Below are 18313 nucleotides of genomic sequence, written 5' to 3'. Positions count from 1 at the left end.
CGGACGGGCTCCAAAGGAGCCCGTCCGGCGATTGAGGACACGCCCGCAGGGCCGGCTCAGAGGCGCTCCGCGTTGCCCTTCCCCCCGTACCGCAAGCGCAGCCGCATCCTGCCGTCCACCATCCGGATCTCCACCGATTCGCAGAGGCTGCGCATCAGCCACAGACCGTCGAACGGGTCGGCCCGCTCACCGGGCGGTGCGAATCCCGCCCAGGCCGCCGGAGCCGAGGTGGCCGGGCCGGTGGCCAGCAGGTCCCAGGCGACGATGCCGGGCTCTTCCCAGGCGCACACCTGCGCCCCCGTCGCGCCGCGGTCGAGCAGGCAGGTCAGCGCCTCGTTGGCGACGATCTCGGCCATCGCGAGACGCGCCCCCGAAAGGCCGGCCGCAGCCGCGCTGCCCCGCACGAAAGCGCGTACGGCAGCAGGTGTGGCCGGACCGTCCAGCCGGTCGGCGCCCAGCGGCGGCGGCAGCAGTGGGGCGTCGGCCGCCGCGGCGTACGCATCCGGATCGACGTACGCGGCACAGGGCAGGATCTTCGCCCCGACCACATGAGCGGGGTGGGTGGCGCGGGCGGCCGCCGCGACGTCCTCGGGGACCGTCCTGGTGTCGTACGGGCAGATCATCCAGACGTCGGCGTCCGCGAGCAGCACGTTCAGCCCGGACTCCATGCGCTTCCACTCCGCGATCTGGCGGGCGGATTTGCCGGCCCACAGCGGCTCGGCGATGATCCGCGTCCGCCGCCCCGGTACCTCGCGGCGTTTCACGTACCGCAGGAACGACGAGACGCGCTCCACCGGCCTGCGGCCGAAGTAGGCCGTCTCCGCCGTGTCGAGGCCGTGGGCCCGCGCACCGAGGGCGTCGCGGAGCAGTTCGATGTTGGCGGGCGTGGTCGCGGCGAGCACCGGCTCCCCCGCGTCCAGTCCCTCCTCGGCGAAGGGGAGAGCCATCGCGAGGAACGCCTCGTCTCCGTCGTACAGGGAGGCGTGATGGACGAAGCCCGCACCGTTCAGGCCGCTGTCAGTTGACATGGTTGGCTCCCAGCCGCAGGCCGGGGGTCTCGTCCCAGCCGACCAGTGAGATCACTTCACGCAGGTGCGGAGCGAGACCCACCAGCTCCACCTGGCTTCCCGCGGCGCGCGATCGGGCGAAAGTCATCAGCAGCCGCAGCCCGCCGAGGTCCAGGAACTCCAGCGCGGACAAGTCGAGTTGGACATCTCCGGCTGTCTGCTCGACCGCCTCCAGGGCGGTACGGAGGTGCTGGTGCCCGTGTGCGTCCACGACACCTTCGACACGGAGTCCGTCCGGCCGGTAGGTGCGGATTACGCGTAACTCCGCGGTGTGTACGAGGGGTTCCAACTTCGGCGCTCCTCAGCGGACGGATGCGAAGGCTTCGATACGCGGCCCAGCGTAGTGCTTTGGCCATGCAAGAAGGCCCCCCGCGCAGTGCGGAAGGCCTTCTTCTTCTCGTACGTACCCCCGACCGGATTCGAACCGGCGCTACCGCCTTGAGAGGGCGGCGTGCTAGGCCGCTACACAACGGGGGCCTTGCAGATATGAGCTCTGCGAGCTGGGCTACCAGGACTCGAACCTAGACTAAGGGAACCAGAAACCCTCGTGCTGCCAATTACACCATAGCCCAAAATGGTTTAGACCAATCGGTCCCAACCTGTACCCCCGACCGGATTCGAACCGGCGCTACCGCCTTGAGAGGGCGGCGTGCTAGGCCGCTACACAACGGGGGCCCTAGCGATCCTTCCACGCGACGGTAGTCGCATGGTGACTTCAGCACCGCATCCGGGAGCGACCCGAAGGCGATGGAAAGAAAGGATCTGTACCCCCGACCGGATTCGAACCGGCGCTACCGCCTTGAGAGGGCGGCGTGCTAGGCCGCTACACAACGGGGGCCTGTGCAGAAAAAGCTCTGCGAGCTGGGCTACCAGGACTCGAACCTAGACTAAGGGAACCAGAAACCCTCGTGCTGCCAATTACACCATAGCCCACCAAAACACAACCCCCTGATGGGGGCTTGTTTGGCTTGCGCTTCCCGGCCGGACCTTTCGGCCCTCTCGGGCGGCGCAGAAAGAACATTACCCGAAGGTGGACGGCGCTCCAAAACGGGTATCGGCCCGCAACAGCCCAGGTAGCTGCTCAAGCCCGGTGATCCGGACGAGCTCCGGACGGCCGCCGAGGCCGCCGCGGTCGAGCCAGATCCCTACGAGACCGGCTTCGTCGGCGCCCCTGGCGTCGATGTCGGGCTGGTCACCGACGTACGCGACCTCGTGCGGGGGCAGCGCGAGCGCCTCGCAGGCGGCGTGGAAGGCCTCGGCGGCGGGCTTGGAGAAGCCCAGCTCGGCGGCGCACAGCAGTGCCTCGAAACGGCTCCGCACGCCGAGGACGCGCAGCTTGCGGTCCTGATTGTGGACGCTGGAATTCGACAGCACGGCGTGGCGGTAGTCCGCCCCCAGGACGTCCAGCGCCGGGACGGCGTCGGGGAACAGCTTCCACGCGGCCTCGTAGTGGGCGACGTACCGCGTGAACCACTCGTCCGCCGCGTCGTCGCTCAGCAGCGGCGTACCGAGAAAGGACCGCACCCGGTCGCGCCGTTGCTCCTCGAAGGTCACTTCCCCGGCGGCGAACCGCGCCCAGTGGAGAGCGGTCGTCTCGCGCCAGTGGTCCAGGGCCAGGTCGACGGACTCGTACCCGTTGAGCAGGCCCTCGGCCGCGAGATGATCACGCATGCCGGCGGTGTCGGCGCTCGCGTAGTCGAAGATGGTGTCGTCGATGTCCCACACCACGGCACGGATCGGCATGATCCGACGGTACGGGAAAGGCCCGGAAGCCGGTGCGGCTTCCGGGCCTTTCGTGCGTACGGGCGCGACTAGGCGATGAGCTTGGCCAGGGCCGCGTCGATGCGGGCGAGCGTCTTGTCCTTGCCCAGGATTTCCAGGGACTCGAAGAGCGGGAGGCCCACCGTGCGGCCGGTGACCGCCACGCGGACCGGGGCCTGGGCCTTGCCGAGCTTCAGGCCGTGGGCCTCGCCGGCGGCCAGGACGGCCTCCTTGAGGGACTCCGGGCTGGTCCAGTCGGCCGCTTCCAGGTTGGCGCGGGCCGTGGTGAGGAGGGGGACCGGCTCGCCCTTCATCGCCTTCGCCCAGGACGCCTCGTCCTCGACCGGCTCGTCGAGGAACAGGAAGTCGACGTTGGCCGTGATGTCGGAGAGGACCGTCACGCGGGTCTGGGCGTGCGGGGCGATCCGCTCGAAGGCCGCGCGGTCGAAGGCCTCCGGCTTCCAGTTGGCGTACGGCGCCTTCAGCCACGGCTCGCAGGCCGCGGTGAAGTCCTCGACCGAGAGCTTGCGCAGGTGCTCGGCGTTGATGTGCTCGCACTTCTTCAGGTCGAAGCGCGCCGGGTTCGCGTTGACGTCCTTGATGTCGAAGGCCGCCACCATCTCCTCGATCGTGAAGATGTCGCGGTCCTCCGCGATGGACCAGCCGAGGAGGGAGAGGTAGTTCAGCAGGCCCTCGGGGAGGAAGCCGCGCTCGCGGTAGAGGTTGAGGGACGCCTCGGGGTCGCGCTTGGAGAGCTTCTTGTTGCCCTCGCCCATGACGTACGGGAGGTGCCCGAACTGCGGGATCTCCTTGGCGATGCCCAGCTCGATCAGCGCCTTGTACAGGGCGATCTGGCGCGGGGTGGAGGACAGCAGGTCCTCGCCGCGCAGCACGTGGGTGATCTCCATCAGCGCGTCGTCGACCGGGTTGACGAGCGTGTAGAGCGGGGCGCCGTTGGCGCGGACGATGCCGTAGTCCGGGACGTTGTCCGGGTTGAAGGTCAGCTCGCCGCGGACCACGTCCGTGAAGGTGATCGGCTCGTCGGGCATCCGGAAGCGCACGATGGCTTCGCGGCCTTCCGACTTGTAGCGGGCGACGCGGTCTTCGCTGAGGTTGCGGCACGTGCCGTCGTAGCCCGACGGCTTGCCGGCGGCGCGGGCTGCGTCGCGGCGTACCTCCAGCTCAAGGGCGGTGCAGAAGCACTCGTACGCGTAACCGCCCGCCATCAGCTTCTGGGCGACGTCCTGGTAGATGTCCATCCGCTGCGACTGGCGGTACGGGCCGTGTGGGCCGCCGACCTCGGGACCCTCGTCCCAGTCGAGGCCCAGCCAGCGCAGCGAGTCGAGCAGCTGGTGGTACGACTCCTCGGAGTCGCGGGCGGCGTCGGTGTCCTCGATGCGGAAGACCATCGTGCCGCCGTTGTGCCGGGCGAACGCCCAGTTGAACAGGGCGGTGCGGACCAGGCCCACGTGGGGGTTGCCGGTCGGCGAGGGACAGAAACGTACACGTACGGGTGCGCTAGCCACGCTTGATCACCTTGTTGGTGAGAGTGCCGATGCCTTCGATGGTGACGGCGACTTCGTCGCCGACGTTCAGGGGTCCGACTCCGGCCGGGGTCCCCGTGAGGATGACGTCGCCCGGGAGCAGCGTCATGGCCTCGGAGATGTGGACGATCAGGTCCTCGACGGAGCGGACCATGTCGCTCGTACGCCCCAGCTGGCGCTGTTCGCCGTTGACCGTGCACTGGATGGCGAGGTCGGAGGGGTCGAGGGCGGTCTCCACCCAGGGGCCGAGCGGGCACGAGGTGTCGAAGCCCTTGGCCCTGGCCCACTGCTTCTCGCGCTGCTGGACATCGCGTGCGGTGACGTCGTTGGCGCAGGTGTAGCCGAAGATGACGTCTTTGACGCGCTCGCGCGGGACCTCGCGGCACATGCGGCCGATGACCACGGCCAGTTCGGCCTCGTGGTGCACCTCGTTGGAGAAGGAGGGGTACGCGATGTCGTCGCCCGGGCCGGTCACCGAGGTGGACGGCTTGAAGAAGGTGAGGGGTACGTCGGGGACCTCATTGCCCAGTTCCGCCGCGTGCTCGGCGTAGTTGCGGCCGACGGCCACGACCTTGCTGGGGAGCACGGGCGGCAGGAGGCGGACCTTGCTCAGCGGGACCTTGACGCCGGAGAGCTCGAAGTCGGCGTACGGAATGCCCTTGATGATGTCGAGGACGAGGTCTGCCTCTGCGCCTGGGGCGCTGGGACCCTCAACCGCGCCGAAGGCGACATTGCCGTCGATGGAGAACCTGGCGATGCGCACGGGATGCTGCCGCCCCTTACTTGCTGGCTGGCTGGAGACTGACGCTCCAGGCTAACGCGGCCGAGGGCCCCGACCTGCCGTATTGGCGCCGTGCCCGGCTACGCGGCGGGGGCTTCCATGAGGATGGTGCGGCGCGGGTTGGCGGTCTCGGTGGGGAGGTCGACGGGGTGCTCCGGGCGCTCCGCCAGCAACAGGTCCGCGGCGTCCTCGAGGTGCGCCAGCGTGGTGCGGCGGGGATTGGCGGTGCTGCGCATCTTCAACGTGGTCGTCGTCGCGGTCTTCATCTGGTGTTCGGGCCTGTTCGGTTCGGGCGCCGCTTGGGCGCGGTGTTGTCGGATTCGCCATCTCTGCAAAGCGTCAGGCTAAACACCCGATTCCCCGCCAAAGATGTGAAGCCCGCAAGAACACTGTGTGAGTTTCCTCACGAGATGGCGGGCATATCGACCATTCCGGGCGGCGTGCGCGGGTCCAGGAAACGGACATTGCGCCATTGAACCCATCATTCCGCTCCTGATCATCAGGACTGGGACACCCCCCGCCCCTAAGTGACTCGTCGCCTTATGCCCCTTTTAACCATGAACACCTTCTACTCCTGGTTACTCGGCACTCACGCGGTGTCACTCAGGTCACGACCCGACACGCGGGCCTTGTTGGAGATCCGGCACTGTGCTGGAATTCCCCGGACCGCCGCGAGATTCCAGCCGGCGCGCAGGGCGCAACGCAGCGCCGAGTGGCGGCGGGAAGGGGAGAAGCGCCGGTCACTCACGACCACCCATGGGGCCGCTCGGTGCCCCACGACTCGACACCGTTCCGCCGTTTACGCGGGGGAACGCCTGGTCCAGAGGTTGCGACGCTAGTGCAGGGACGTTTCAAGAGGGATGGCAGCGCTGCGGCGGAGCAGGAGCCGCGCGGCACAGACCGCGGATCCTCGCCCCAGCACGCCCAGCGCGCCCAACACGCCGGAAACACAGCGCCGGCCACGGCCGGCGACGGCGGCGGCGATCGTGCCGTGCGCACCGGGGTCAAGGGCGGCGGCGAGCAGGCGACTCCCGCCAGAGCCAAGGAGCCCACTTCCACGGGCTCACGAATAGCCCTGCGCAACTGGCGCATCAGCACCCGTCTGGTCTCCCTGCTGGCCCTGCCCGTGGTCGCGGCGACCACCCTCGGCGGGCTGCGTATCAACGAGTCCATGAACGACATGGAGCAGCTGGAGCACATGCAGCTGCTGACCGACATGACCAAGCAGGCGACCGAGCTCGCCCTCGCGCTCCAGGAGGAGCGCGACAAGTCGGCCGGTCCGCTCGCCAACGGCACCAGCCCGGCCGACTTCAAGGTCAAGGGCCCCCGGGAGAAGACCGACCGGGCCAAGAACGCGTTCATCGCCGGTACGCAGAACATCGACCCGGGCGATGACGAGAGCCTGCTGAGCATCAGGTCGAGCCTCTACCAGATCGCGTCCCGGCTGAACTCGATTCGCCAGATCCGTGAAGGCGCGTACGAGAAGAAGACGACCAACTCGCAGACGGTCAACAACTACAGCCAGCTGATCAACTCGCTGCTGAGCCTCTCCCAGGACATGGCGCAGGCCACCTCCAACCCGGAGATGATCAAGCGCACGCGTGCCCTGTCCGCGTTCTCCTCCGCCAAGGAGTACGCCTCCATCCAGCGCGCGATCATCGCCGCCTCGCTGCCGGCGAACAACCGCGAGCCTGGCAAGCTCACCGAGAACGACCGCCTCTACGCCAGGTCCGCGATGGAGAGCGAGGACGCGGCGCTCAAGTCGTTCGACCAGGTCTACGTGGGCGACAACGAGGACCTGACCGCCACGCTGGAGACCGGCAGCCCCACGATCGACGCCGCCGACAAGTACGCGCACCGGGTGCTGTCGACGCCGGGCCGGCTCAAGTCCGAGCCCGAGCGCTCGTACATGGACTGGACCGACGCCAGCACCACCAAGATCAACGCGATGAAGCGGATCGAGGCCACGCTCCTCAACGAGATGGAGCAGAAGGCCCGTGAGCTGCGCAACGAGTCGCAGCAGGACGCCATCCTCAACGGTGTACTGATCCTGCTCGTCCTCGGCGTCTCGCTCGTCGGCGCGTTCGTCGTGGCCCGCTCCATGATCCGCTCGCTGCGCCGCCTCCAGGACACCGCGACCCGGGTCGCCCAGGACCGCCTCCCCGAGCTCGTCAAGCAGCTCTCCGAGGCCGACCCGCAGGACGTCGACACGTCCGTGGAGTCCGTCGGTGTGCACTCGCGCGACGAGATCGGCCAGGTGGCCGCGGCCTTCGACGACGTGCACCGTGAGGCGGTCCGACTGGCCGCCGAGCAGGCGCTGCTGCGAGGCAACGTCAACGCGATGTTCACCAACCTGTCGCGGCGTTCGCAGGGTCTTATCCAGCGTCAGCTCTCGCTCATCTCCGAGCTGGAGTCGCGCGAGGCCGACCCCGACCAGCTGTCCTCGCTCTTCAAGCTCGACCACCTCGCGACCCGCATGCGCCGTAACGGTGAGAACCTGCTCGTTCTCGCCGGTGAAGAGCCCGGCCGTCGCTGGACCCGCCCCGTGCCGCTCGTCGACGTACTGCGTGCCGCCGCGTCCGAGGTGGAGCAGTACGAGCGCATCGAGCTTTCCTCGGTGCCGGGCACCGAGGTCGCCGGCCGCGTCGTCAACGACCTCGTGCACCTGCTCGCCGAGCTGCTCGAGAACGCGACCTCCTTCTCCTCTCCGCAGACCAAGGTCCGCGTCACCGGTCACGCGCTGCCCGACGGGCGCGTGCTGGTCGAGATCCACGACACCGGTATCGGCCTGTCACCAGAAGACCTCGCGGCGATCAACGAGCGGCTCGCCTCGCCGCCCACCGTGGACGTCTCGGTCTCGCGCCGCATGGGTCTGTTCGTGGTCGGCCGCCTGTCCCTGCGACACGGCATCCGTATCCAGCTGCGTCCCTCCGACTCCGGTGGTACGACCGCGCTGGTCATGCTGCCCGTCGACGTCGCCCAGGGCGGCAAGAAGGCTCCGGAGAGGACCGGTGCGGCCGCGCAGCCGCAGGTTCCTTCCGGTCCCGGCGCCCGTCAGCAGGCCGGTTCCGGTGCGGTCGGCGCCGGCCCCGCTCCGGCGGGACGGCTGCCCGCCGGTTCCGGCGGCGCGCGCGGCCAGGTCGCGGGCTCGGGTCAGCGTGCGGCGCTGCCCGGACGTGACGGGGGCCCGGCTCAGGGCCAGGGCCAGCAGCCCGGCTCCGGTCAGGGCGGCGGGCTCGGCGGTGCCTTCGGAGGCGGCGGCGGTCGGCAGGCCGGGAACCGTGAGCGTTCCGACGTACGCCCCAATGCCTTCCAGAAGAACGGCCCCGCCCAGGGCGACCAGGGCCGTCCGCAGCAGCAGCCGCCCCGCGGTGGCGGCGCTCGCGCCGAGCTGCCCGGCTCCAACCCCGCCGCGCAGCGTCCGGCGCGTCCGCAGACCACCAGCTGGGGCAACGACCAGCCGCGCGGTCACGAAGAGGCGGACACGGCCTCCCGGCAGCAGGGAATCGGCGCCACCGCCGAGTTCCAGCGGCCCGACTTCGACGCGCCCGCCCCGCCGCCCGCCTCCACGGGTGTGTTCGAGCGTTCCGACGTACGCGGTCCCGTGGGACCGGCGGCCACCGGGCAGTACGAGCGCCCCGGCCAGCGCGGTCCGCAGGGCAACGCTCCGCAGGGCAGCGGTTCGACCGGTCAGTACCAGCGGCCCGAGCTCCCCGGCCCGCTGGACCCCGCGTCCACCGCGCAGCTCCCCCGGCCGGACTTCAACGCCCCGCAGCAGGCCAACCCGGCCGGCGCGTACGGCGGGCCGGTCCAGGGCCAAGGCCACGCACGGCGCCCCGGCCAGTCCCGTCCCCAGGACGGCCAGGCCGGCCAGGCCGGTCAGGCCGGTCAGGCCCATGACGGACCGCAGGCCCTCCCCCCGGCGCCGCGCAGGCACGGTCGCGACAACGGCCGGAACCCCCAGAACCCTCCGCAGCCGCCGCAGCAGCAGCACGAGCTGCCGCCGGCTCCGGGTGCCGGTGACGGACGTACGCCGCTGTTCGACACGCTTGAGTCGAACTGGTTCCAGCAGCAGGCCGCCGAGCAGCAGGCGCCCGCCGCACCGCAGCAGCCCCAGCAGCCCCACCAGCAGTCCGGGCGGCCCGCGCAGCAGTCACCTGCCGCGCCTGCCGCCACCCCTCCAATGCCGCAGCGTGCCCAGGCGCGTGACACGGGTGCCGCGAGCAGCACCACCAACGGTACGAACGCCACCAACGGCGCCGCCTGGCGCACCTCGCCGAACGACGAACTCGTACGGCAGGCCGAGCGGGTCAAAAAGCCCGCAGCCGGCGGTGTCACGACCTCGGGTCTGCCGCGTCGCGTCCCCCGTGCCAATCTGGTGCCGGGTACAGCGCAGCAGCAGAACCACCAGACCGGTCCGCAGGTTTCGCGTGCGCCAGATGACGTACGCGGCCGGCTGACCAATCTTCGTCGGGGTATCCAGCAAGGTCGCCAGGCCGGCAACAACGGCTCAACGACCGGGAGTTTCAACATTGACCCCTCTCACCAGCAGGAGCGTTAGTTGAGTCCGATGAGCCAGGCGGCCCAGAACCTGAACTGGTTGATCACCAACTTCGTGGACAACACCCCAGGGGTGTCCCACACGGTGGTGGTCTCCGCCGATGGACTCCTTCTGGCGATGTCCGAAGGCTTCCCCCGGGACCGTGCCGACCAGCTGGCGGCCGTGGCCTCCGGCCTGACCTCGCTGACCGCGGGGGCTTCCCGGATTTTCGAGGGCGGGGCTGTGACCCAGACCGTCGTCGAGATGGAGCGCGGTTTCCTCTTCCTCATGTCCGTTTCCGACGGCTCCTCCCTCGCCGTGCTCGCACACCCCGACTGCGACATCGGCCTCGTCGGTTACGAGATGGCGCTGCTGGTCGACCGGGCCGGCAGCGTACTCACCCCGGACCTCCGTGCGGAGCTCCAGGGCAGCCTTCTCCACTAGGCCGCGCACCTCAGGTATTGCCGAGAAACAAACCGTCAGGCCGCGCAGAAGCCCCCCACCCCGGCCCCGTCAGACGGCAGGCCCTATCCACTGCTGTCATGCCCGGAGGATCGATCCATGACCCCGCCCCCCGCCTCTCGTGATCCGTACGGAGCGCGCCTCGACGCGTCGTACGACCACGAGGGCGACCAGCCGCTGGTACGTCCGTACGCGATGACCGGCGGCCGGACCCGGCCGCGCTACCAGCTCGCCATCGAAGCGCTGGTCAGCACGACCGCCGACCCGGCGCACCTGTCCTCGCTGCTGCCAGAGCACCAGCGGATCTGCCACCTGTGCCGCGAGGTCAAGTCGGTGGCCGAGGTTTCGGCGCTGCTGTCGATGCCGCTCGGTGTCGCGCGCATCCTTGTCGCCGACCTGGCGGAGGCCGGCATGGTGGCTATCCACCAGCCGGGCAATGGAGAGGCCGGCGGCACGCCGGACGTAACGCTGCTGGAAAGGGTGCTCAGTGGACTTCGGAAGCTCTAGCGGCGGAACGGCCCGTTCCACCACCTCCGCGAAGATCGTGGTGGCGGGCGGCTTCGGCGTCGGCAAGACGACGTTCGTGGGCGCCGTCTCGGAGATCGACCCGCTGCGCACCGAGGCCGTCATGACCAGCGCGAGCGCCGGTATCGACGACCTCACGCACACCGGTGGCAAGACGACGACGACCGTCGCCATGGACTTCGGCCGCATCACCCTGGACCAGGACCTGATCCTGTACCTCTTCGGTACGCCCGGTCAGGACCGTTTCTGGTTCATGTGGGACGACCTGGTACGCGGCGCGATCGGCGCCGTCGTCCTGGTGGACACCCGGCGTCTGGCCGACTGCTTCCCGGCGGTCGACTACTTCGAGAACAGCGGGCTGCCCTTCGTCATCGCCCTCAACGGCTTCGAGGGGCACCAGCCGTACACCCCCGACGAGGTGCGCGAGGCCCTGCAGATCGGCCCCGGCACCCCGATCATCACCACCGACGCGCGCCACCGGGCGGACGCCAAGAGCGGTTTGATCACGCTCGTGGAGCACGCACTGATGGCACGTCTCAAGTAGTCCCTCGCATACGGCAGTTGTCGTAGCGGGCTAAGGGGCGGACTGTGTCCTTCGACACTCTCCGCCCCTCTGTTCATAACGTTTCGACAGAGAATTACTCCGCCACGGCCACCGCACGCGTTCGCGCGGTGCCGCTGCGCTCACATTGGCCTCGCCATTTGGCGTGGCTCGCTCTATTTGACCGTTTTATCTGAGGCTTACACCACTCGGAATGGCCGGTTCCTGCTGTTTGGAACGCAGCCCGTTGACGTGCTGGAATTCGTCGAACTCCCGAGTAGTACGGCCCTGAACGAAAAAACGGCACAACGTAGGTGCCGGCGCCGAGAGGTTGTTGGTCGAGTGAGGCGTAGCAAGACGAGCTCCGCACAGCAGCAGGGCGCGCGGGGCAACTTCACCCCGCCGCCGCGCACAGCGACGTCGCACGCGACCTCGCCCGCCGCGGCCGCCCCGGCGAACAGCGGTGGCAAGGGCAGTGGCAGCAGCAGCCGCTTTTCGCCGCGCAACTGGCGTGTACCCACCAGGCTGAACGCCATCCTTCTCATACCCGTGCTGGTCGGCCTCGTCATGGGCGGCTTCCAGGTGAAGGGCTCTGTCGACACCTGGCAGGAAGCGCAGGACGCCGAGAAGACCGCGGTGCTCATCCGCGCCGCTTCGGAGTACGGCCAGGCGCTCCTCAACGAGCGTGACCTGACCGCCGCCCCGCTCCTCCAGGGCAAGCGCACGAGCTCCGAGGTCACCCAGGCGTACGCCATGACCGACGAGGCCGCGAAGAAGTTCGAGGAAGCCACCAAGGACCTCCCCGAGGGGCAGGGTCTTGAGCGCCGTCTCGGCCTCTTCGCCGACGAGGAGCCCAAGCTCGCCGCGCTCCGCAAGGCCGCGTACAGCAAGGCCCTCGACCCGGTGAAGACCGAAGAGGGCTACGTCCAGATCCAGCACTCGCTGATGGAGCTGTCGAACGAGCTCGGCCTGGGCACCGGCAACATCACCGCCTACGGCCGTACCGTCTACGCCGTCCAGCTCGCCAAGGCCGCCGCGTCGCTCCAGCGCTCCATCGGCATGCACCTCCTGATCCGCCCGAGCGCCGACCCGGCCAAGCTCGCGCAGCAGACGGTCGCCTTCAACTCGTACAACTACCTGGAGCAGATCGCCCTCGCCGAGTTCCGCTCCGGTGGTACGGAGGAGGACGTCAACGAGCTCAAGCGCATCATGAAGGGCAAGGCGGAGGACGGAGCCAAGAAGCTCGCCGCCGCCAAGCAGCAGGCCGACCAGGCCGGCGTTCCCTTTGTGCCTCCGCCGAGCAAGGGCGGTTCGATCCTGGACGGCATGGCCGCGGAGATCGGCCAGGGCAATCCCTCCGCGCTGAAGCAGAAGGGCGTCACGCCCGAGGTGTGGATGGCGGCCTCGACCGCCAAGTTCGACGGCTACAGCGAGATCGAGAACAACCTCGTCGACAAGGCCGTGCAAGAGGCCGCGACGATCTCCTCCGACGCCAAGACCGCCGCCATCACCAACGGTCTGATCGTCGTCATCGCGCTGCTCGCCTCGGTCATCCTCGCGGGCATGATGGCCCGCCAGATGAGTAACGCCATGCGCCAGCTGCGCACCGCCGCCTTCGGCATCGCCGAGCAGCGCCTGCCGATGCTGGTCGACCAGCTTTCCCGTACGGAGCCGGGCCGCGTCGACACCCGTGTCGAGCCGATCCCGATCACGTCGCACGACGAGATCGGCGAGGTCGCCCGCGCCTTCGACCAGGTGCACCGCGAGGCCGTCCGGCTCGCCGCCGAGCAGGCCATGCTCCGTGGCAACGTCAACGCGATCTTCACCAACCTCTCGCGCCGCAACCAGTCCCTCATCGAGGGCCAGCTGACGCTGATCACCGACCTCGAGAACAACGAGGCCGACCCGGACCAGCTGGAGAACCTCTTCAAGCTGGACCACCTCGCGACCCGTATGCGCCGCAACGGCGAGAACCTCCTGGTCCTCGCCGGCGAGGAGCCGGGCCGCCGCTGGAACCAGCCGGTTCCGCTGGTCGACGTGCTGCGCGCCGCCTCTTCCGAGGTGGAGATGTACGAGCGCATCGAGCTCACCGGCGTACCGGAGTCGGAGATTCACGGCCAGGCCGTGACCGACCTCGTGCACCTGCTGGCCGAGCTGCTGGAGAACGCCACCACCTTCTCGTCGCCGCAGACGAAGGTGCGCGTCACCGCGACCCGTCTCCCGGACGGCCGCGTCATGGTCGAGATCCACGACAAGGGCATCGGCCTCACCGCCGAGGACTTCGCGGACATCAACCACAAGCTGGCGAACCCGCCGACCGTGGACGCCGCCGTATCGCAGCGCATGGGTCTGTTCGTGGTCGGCCGCCTGGCGGACCGGCACAGCATCCGCGTCCAGCTGCGTCCCTCGGGCGAGCAGGCCGGCACCACGTCGCTGGTCATGCTTCCCGACGCCATCACGCACGGTGGCGGTGGCGAGCCGCTGCCGCACGACGACTTCACGGTCTCCTCGATCATTCCCGAGCAGCAGTCGTACGAGAGCGCTCCGATGCGCACCGCGGCCGAGCTGGGCTTCGACGACTCGGCGTACAGCGACGAGGGCGACGACCAGCAGCTCGACCCGGTCGGCCGCTCGCTGATGCGCGAGGAGCGGCGTGCGCAGCTGGAGGCGCAGGCCGGCGGTGACCGCCCGCTGTTCCGTGACGAGCTGGGGCAGCAGGCTTCGTACGACGACCCGCAGCAGTCGTACGAGGACCCCCAGCAGCAGTACGAGCAGCCTCAGCAGCCGGCGTACGACCAGGGCGGGTACGACGACTACCCGGCGTACCAGACGTATCCGGAGGCCGAGTACCAGGAACCGGCGGCGCCGCAGGCGACGTACGAAGGCACCTACGATTCCACCTCCGACCAGGGGCCCTGGCGGGACCAGAGCTCCTACCAGGGTGCGTACGAACCGGAGTTCGGGTCGCAAGCGGAATCTGCGCCGGGCGCTCCCGCGAGCGACCGGGAGCGCGTAGGCTTCGACCGTCCGGGTTCCGCCCCGGCCCCCGGCCCCGAGGTGACCGACGCCGGCCTCCCGCGGCGTGGTGGCCAGCAGCACTGGCAGCCCGGTGGGGAGTCGGCCGGGCAGTCCTTCGGACAGGAAGCGGCGCGGCAGCCGGTCGCCGCCCCGCAGCCGCAGCAGGACGCGCCGCAGCAGGACGGGAACGGAAACGGGAACGGGCCTGATGACTGGCGTTCGTCGAACGACGAGCGCTGGCAGCGGGCGGAGAAGCTCCGTGAGCCCAAGGCAGGCGGAGTCACCTCCTCCGGTCTCCCCCGGCGGGTACCCAAGGCCAACCTGGTCGAGGGAACCGCGGAGCAGACCCCGCAGGGCGGCCCCCAGGTCTCCCGCGCCCCCGAGGACGTACGGGGCAGGTTGAGCAACCTGCGCCGCGGTGTCCAGCAGGGTCGTAACGCGGGAACGGACACGAACACGGCGGCCACCTACGATCAGAACGGTGGCCATGGCAACACCTACAACCAGGAGCGTTAGTGTGAGCCCGATGAGCCAGGCGGCGCAGAATCTGAACTGGTTGATCACCAACTTCGTGGACAACACCCCCGGGGTGTCCCACACGGTGGTGGTCTCCGCGGACGGACTCCTGCTGGCGATGTCCGAAGGCTTCCCCCGGGACCGCGCCGACCAGCTGGCAGCGGTGGCCTCCGGACTGACCTCGCTGACGGCGGGTGCGTCCCGGATCTTCGAGGGCGGCGCGGTCAACCAGACCGTGGTGGAGATGGAGCGCGGCTTCCTCTTCCTCATGTCGATCTCGGACGGCTCCTCGCTGGCCGTACTCGCCCACCCGGAGGCCGACATCGGCCTCGTGGGTTACGAGATGGCTCTCCTGGTGGACCGGGCCGGCAGTGTCCTCACCCCGGACCTGCGCGCCGAGCTGCAAGGAAGTCTTCTCAACTAGCAATCAGAGAGTGCGCTTTGGTGTCCGCGGGCTTTAATGTTCGAGAACGCGGCACCAACAGCAATGTGGCGCCCGGCAGTCGGAGGAGGAAACGTGGCAACACCCCCGGACGGTTCTTCGGCCAACTGGCCTTACGGCCAGGGTCAGAATCAGGGTGATACCTCGCAGAACAGGTTCAACTTCCCCTCCGCGCCGAGCCGCGCGCAGCCGTACGAGCAGCAGCCGCCGCAGCAGCGACAGCCGCAGCAGCGAATGCAGCAGCCGGCGCAGTCACGGCGGGCCCCCGCGCCCGCCGCCTCGCAGCCGAATCACAACCCGCTGGTCCGGCCGTACGCCATGACCGGTGGGCGCACCAGGCCGCGCTATCAGCTCGCCATCGAGGCGCTGGTCAGTACCACGGCGGACCCGTCGCGTCTGCAAGGGCAGCTGCCCGAGCACCAGCGGATCTGCCACCTGTGCCGGGAGATCAAGTCGGTCGCCGAGATCTCGGCTCTTCTCACCATCCCCCTCGGGGTTGCCCGGATCCTCGTCGCCGACCTGGCAGAGGCCGGACTTGTAGCCATTCACCAGCCCGGCGGCGACGAGTCCGCCGGCGGTCAGCCAGACGTGACACTGCTCGAAAGGGTGCTCAGTGGACTTCGCAAGCTCTAGCAGCGGAGCAGCCCGCTCCACAACCTCCGCGAAGATCGTGGTGGCGGGCGGCTTCGGCGTGGGCAAGACCACGTTCGTCGGAGCCGTCTCGGAGATCAACCCGCTGCGCACCGAGGCCGTCATGACGTCCGCATCGGCGGGCATCGACGACCTCACTCACACCGGAGACAAGACCACCACCACGGTGGCCATGGACTTCGGCCGTATCACCCTGGACCAGGACCTGATCCTGTACCTCTTCGGTACGCCCGGTCAGGACCGTTTCTGGTTCATGTGGGACGACCTCGTGCGCGGTGCGATCGGCGCCGTCGTCCTGGTCGACACGAGGCGGCTCGCCGACTGCTTCCCCGCCGTCGACTACTTCGAGAACAGCGGTCTGCCGTTCGTCATCGCCCTCAACGGCTTCGACGGGCACCAGCCGTACAACCCGGACGAGGTGCGCGAGGCCCTGCAGATCGGCCCCGACACCCCGATCCTCACCACGGACGCCCGCCACCGCGCGGACGCCAAGAGCGCGCTGATCACGCTCGTCGAGCACGCGCTGATGGCGCGGCTGCGGTAGGCGTCGTCGTAGGTACGAGAAAGGCCCCCGCCACTCCGAGGAGTGGACGGGGGCCTTCGTCGTACGCGCTGAAGCGCTGTCCGCTCAGCCCTGCCAGCTGTGCGGGGCGCGGAAGCCGGGGGTGCGCTCCAGGCGGCGCCAGCCGGCCGTGGAGCGGCCGTGGTGGGCCGGGGCCTGCGGACGGCCTGCGGCGCGGGCCATCAGGATCGCGGTGATCGCGGCCAGTTCCTCGGGCTCGGCGTGGCCCTTCTCGACCCGCAGCAAGGATTCGCTCATTGAGGTTCTCCGTCTCGTCTTCGTCTTCTTCGCAGGATTACTGCGGGGGGTTGCCGTGCTTGCGCGACGGCAGGTCTGCGTGCTTGTTGCGGAGCATGGCGAGAGAGGCGATCAGCACCTCGCGCGTCTCGGCCGGGTCGATGACGTCGTCGACCAGGCCGCGCTCGGCGGCGTAATAGGGGTGCATCAGCTCGGACTTGTACTCCTTGACCATGCGGGCGCGCATGGCCTCGGGGTCCTCGGCCTCGGCGATCTGCTTGCGGAAGATGACGTTGGCGGCACCTTCGGCGCCCATCACCGCGATCTCGTTGGTGGGCCAGGCGTAGGTGAGGTCGGCGCCGATGGACTGGGAGTCCATGACGATGTACGCACCTCCGTAGGCCTTCCGCAGGATCAGCGAAATCCGCGGCACGGTCGCGTTGCAGTACGCGTAGAGCAGCTTCGCGCCGTGGCGGATGATCCCACCGTGCTCCTGATCGACGCCCGGCAGGAAGCCGGGTACGTCCAGAAGAGTGACGATCGGGATGTTGAACGCGTCGCACATCTGCACGAAGCGCGCGGCCTTCTCGCTGGCCTCGATGTCGAGGACACCGGCCAGGGACTGCGGCTGGTTGGCGACTATGCCGACGACCTGGCCGCCGAGGCGGGCCAGCGCGCACAGGATGTTGGTGGCCCAGCGCTCGTGGATCTCCAGGAAGTCGCCGTCGTCGACGAGCTCCTCGATGACCTTGCGCATGTCGTACGGGCGGTTGCCGTCGGCCGGCACCAGGTCGAGCAGCACCTCGGAGCGCCGGTCCTGGGGGTCCTCGGACTCGACCGTCGGCGGGTTCTCACGGTTGTTGGAGGGCAGCATCGAGATGAGGTAGCGGACCTCGGCGATGCAGGTCTCCTCGTCGTCGTACGCGAAGTGCGCGACGCCCGAGGTCTCGGCGTGCACGTCGGCGCCGCCGAGCCCGTTCTGGGTGATTTCCTCACCGGTCACCGCGCGGACGACGTCCGGCCCGGTGATGAACATCTGCGAGGTCTCGCGGACCATGAAGACGAAGTCGGTGAGGGCCGGGCTGTACGCCGCGCCGCCCGCGCACGGGCCGAGCATCACGCTGATCTGCGGGATGACACCGGAGGCGCGGGTGTTGCGCTGGAAGATGCCGCCGTAACCGGCGAGCGCCGAGACGCCCTCCTGGATGCGGGCGCCGGCGCCGTCGTTGAGCGAGACCAGCGGGGCACCGGCCGAGATGGCCATGTCCATGATCTTGTGAATCTTGGTGGCGTGGGCCTCGCCCAGCGCGCCGCCGAAGATGCGGAAGTCGTGTGCGTAGACAAAGACCGTGCGGCCTTCGACCGTGCCCCAGCCGGTGATGACACCGTCGGTGTACGGCTTCTTGGCCTCCAGGCCGAACCCGGTCGCCCGGTGCCGGCGCAGCTGCTCGACCTCCTTGAACGTACCCGGGTCGAGCAGCAGCTCGATGCGCTCACGGGCGGTCAGCTTGCCCTTGGCGTGCTGAGCTTCGGTCGCCCGGTCACTGGGGCCGCGGCGGGCCTGCTCACGCAGCGCGAGCAGCTCGGCCACCCGGCCACGGGTGTCGGTGGGCTCGGGCGGCGTCTCGTCCAAAACGGTCATGTACTGACCCTACGAAGGAGTACA

16 protein-coding genes and 5 tRNA genes are annotated in these 18313 nt (G+C 69.1%); 8 read left to right on the top strand and 13 right to left on the bottom strand.

Annotation, left to right across the window (positions count from 1 at the left end):
- Positions 1-56 precede the first annotated feature (56 nt).
- The 11 genes from ABZX79_RS33455 to ABZX79_RS33405 all read right to left on the bottom strand — a co-directional run bounded on the left by ABZX79_RS33455 (position 57) and on the right by ABZX79_RS33405 (position 5389).
- On the bottom strand, positions 57-1028 hold the full coding sequence (locus ABZX79_RS33455) for an MEDS domain-containing protein (protein ID WP_355266299.1): 972 nt from the start codon (positions 1026-1028) through the stop codon (positions 57-59).
- Positions 1018-1356: an STAS domain-containing protein gene (locus ABZX79_RS33450; protein WP_355266296.1), complete on the bottom strand. Its 339-nt coding sequence runs from the start codon at positions 1354-1356 to the stop codon at positions 1018-1020. Before ABZX79_RS33450 ends, ABZX79_RS33455 begins: the two co-directional genes overlap by 11 nt.
- A 115-nt stretch (positions 1357-1471) precedes the next feature.
- Positions 1472-1544: transfer RNA gene (locus tag ABZX79_RS33445), tRNA-Glu, on the bottom strand.
- A 23-nt stretch (positions 1545-1567) separates the two neighbouring features.
- Positions 1568-1639, bottom strand: a tRNA-Gln gene (locus ABZX79_RS33440).
- A gap of 30 nt (positions 1640-1669) precedes the next feature.
- Positions 1670-1742, bottom strand: a tRNA-Glu gene (locus ABZX79_RS33435).
- Positions 1743-1832: 90 nt separating this feature from the next.
- Positions 1833-1905 (bottom strand) — tRNA-Glu (locus ABZX79_RS33430).
- Positions 1906-1928: 23 nt separating this feature from the next.
- Positions 1929-2000, bottom strand: a tRNA-Gln gene (locus tag ABZX79_RS33425).
- An 87-nt stretch (positions 2001-2087) separates the two neighbouring features.
- Positions 2088-2810 (bottom strand): HAD family hydrolase, encoded by a 723-nt coding sequence (locus tag ABZX79_RS33420; protein WP_355266293.1) that lies wholly within the window; start codon positions 2808-2810, stop codon positions 2088-2090.
- A 68-nt stretch (positions 2811-2878) separates the two neighbouring features.
- A complete protein-coding gene (gene gltX, locus ABZX79_RS33415) occupies positions 2879-4354 on the bottom strand; it encodes a glutamate--tRNA ligase (protein ID WP_355266290.1) in 1476 nt (491 codons plus the stop codon).
- The gene (locus ABZX79_RS33410) at positions 4347-5135 is read right to left on the bottom strand and encodes a fumarylacetoacetate hydrolase family protein (RefSeq protein ID WP_355266287.1); all 789 of its coding nucleotides are present in this window, start codon (positions 5133-5135) and stop codon (positions 4347-4349) included. Before ABZX79_RS33410 ends, gltX begins: the two co-directional genes overlap by 8 nt.
- Before the next feature lie 98 nt (positions 5136-5233).
- Positions 5234-5389 carry a hypothetical protein gene (locus ABZX79_RS33405; protein ID WP_355266284.1) on the bottom strand — a complete coding sequence of 52 codons (156 nt, stop codon included), beginning with the start codon at positions 5387-5389 and terminating at the stop codon, positions 5234-5236.
- Positions 5390-5991: 602 nt separating this feature from the next.
- Between ABZX79_RS33405 and ABZX79_RS33400 the strand changes: the two genes are divergently transcribed.
- The 8 genes from ABZX79_RS33400 to ABZX79_RS33365 all read left to right on the top strand — a co-directional run bounded on the left by ABZX79_RS33400 (position 5992) and on the right by ABZX79_RS33365 (position 16392).
- Complete coding sequence (locus ABZX79_RS33400) at positions 5992-9714, top strand: nitrate- and nitrite sensing domain-containing protein (RefSeq protein WP_355266281.1); 3723 nt, start codon at positions 5992-5994, stop codon at positions 9712-9714.
- Between the two features lie 9 nt (positions 9715-9723).
- A complete protein-coding gene (locus ABZX79_RS33395; protein WP_037649408.1) occupies positions 9724-10137 on the top strand; it encodes a roadblock/LC7 domain-containing protein in 414 nt (137 codons plus the stop codon).
- Between the two features lie 117 nt (positions 10138-10254).
- Positions 10255-10662, top strand: a complete 408-nt coding sequence (locus tag ABZX79_RS33390; RefSeq protein ID WP_214975001.1) for a DUF742 domain-containing protein — start codon at positions 10255-10257, stop codon at positions 10660-10662.
- Positions 10643-11224 (top strand): ATP/GTP-binding protein, encoded by a 582-nt coding sequence (locus ABZX79_RS33385; RefSeq protein WP_214974999.1) that lies wholly within the window; start codon positions 10643-10645, stop codon positions 11222-11224. The genes ABZX79_RS33390 and ABZX79_RS33385 overlap by 20 nt, the downstream gene beginning before the upstream one ends.
- Positions 11225-11563: 339 nt before the next feature.
- The gene (locus ABZX79_RS33380) at positions 11564-14755 is read left to right on the top strand and encodes a nitrate- and nitrite sensing domain-containing protein (protein ID WP_355266277.1); all 3192 of its coding nucleotides are present in this window, start codon (positions 11564-11566) and stop codon (positions 14753-14755) included.
- 10 nt (positions 14756-14765) lie between these two features.
- A complete protein-coding gene (locus ABZX79_RS33375) occupies positions 14766-15179 on the top strand; it encodes a roadblock/LC7 domain-containing protein (RefSeq protein ID WP_037649449.1) in 414 nt (137 codons plus the stop codon).
- A 93-nt stretch (positions 15180-15272) separates the two neighbouring features.
- On the top strand, positions 15273-15830 hold the full coding sequence (locus ABZX79_RS33370) for a DUF742 domain-containing protein (RefSeq protein ID WP_355266274.1): 558 nt from the start codon (positions 15273-15275) through the stop codon (positions 15828-15830).
- The gene (locus ABZX79_RS33365) at positions 15811-16392 is read left to right on the top strand and encodes an ATP/GTP-binding protein (protein ID WP_028813754.1); all 582 of its coding nucleotides are present in this window, start codon (positions 15811-15813) and stop codon (positions 16390-16392) included. Before ABZX79_RS33370 ends, ABZX79_RS33365 begins: the two co-directional genes overlap by 20 nt.
- Positions 16393-16476: 84 nt before the next feature.
- Here the strand turns inward: ABZX79_RS33365 and ABZX79_RS33360 are convergent, their stop codons facing one another.
- Both ABZX79_RS33360 and ABZX79_RS33355 read right to left on the bottom strand, forming a co-directional pair.
- Positions 16477-16668: an acyl-CoA carboxylase subunit epsilon gene (locus ABZX79_RS33360; RefSeq protein WP_215127176.1), complete on the bottom strand. Its 192-nt coding sequence runs from the start codon at positions 16666-16668 to the stop codon at positions 16477-16479.
- 37 nt (positions 16669-16705) lie between these two features.
- Entirely contained in the window at positions 16706-18289 is a 1584-nt protein-coding gene (locus tag ABZX79_RS33355) for an acyl-CoA carboxylase subunit beta (protein ID WP_355266269.1), read from the bottom strand.
- Between the last annotated feature and the right edge of the window lie 24 nt (positions 18290-18313).

The organism is Streptomyces sp. NPDC002994, assembly GCF_040611155.1.
Lineage (GTDB): Bacteria > Actinomycetota > Actinomycetes > Streptomycetales > Streptomycetaceae > Streptomyces.
Note: the sequence above shows the minus strand (reverse complement) of the source record. Positions and strands in the feature narration are given on the sequence as shown.

Bases quoted from the DNA above. Each gene is read 5' to 3' on its own strand.
- ABZX79_RS33405 (WP_355266284.1), bottom strand. From the start codon at position 5,389: ATGCGCAGCACCGCCAATCCCCGCCGCACCACGCTGGCGCACCTCGAG.
- ABZX79_RS33360 (WP_215127176.1), bottom strand. From the start codon at position 16,668: ATGAGCGAATCCTTGCTGCGGGTCGAGAAGGGCCACGCCGAGCCCGAG.
- ABZX79_RS33395 (WP_037649408.1), top strand. From the start codon at position 9,724: ATGAGCCAGGCGGCCCAGAACCTGAACTGGTTGATCACCAACTTCGTG.
- ABZX79_RS33455 (WP_355266299.1), bottom strand. From the start codon at position 1,028: ATGTCAACTGACAGCGGCCTGAACGGTGCGGGCTTCGTCCATCACGCC.
- ABZX79_RS33355 (WP_355266269.1), bottom strand. From the start codon at position 18,289: ATGACCGTTTTGGACGAGACGCCGCCCGAGCCCACCGACACCCGTGGC.
- ABZX79_RS33390 (WP_214975001.1), top strand. From the start codon at position 10,255: ATGACCCCGCCCCCCGCCTCTCGTGATCCGTACGGAGCGCGCCTCGAC.
- ABZX79_RS33375 (WP_037649449.1), top strand. From the start codon at position 14,766: ATGAGCCAGGCGGCGCAGAATCTGAACTGGTTGATCACCAACTTCGTG.
- ABZX79_RS33420 (WP_355266293.1), bottom strand. From the start codon at position 2,810: ATGCCGATCCGTGCCGTGGTGTGGGACATCGACGACACCATCTTCGAC.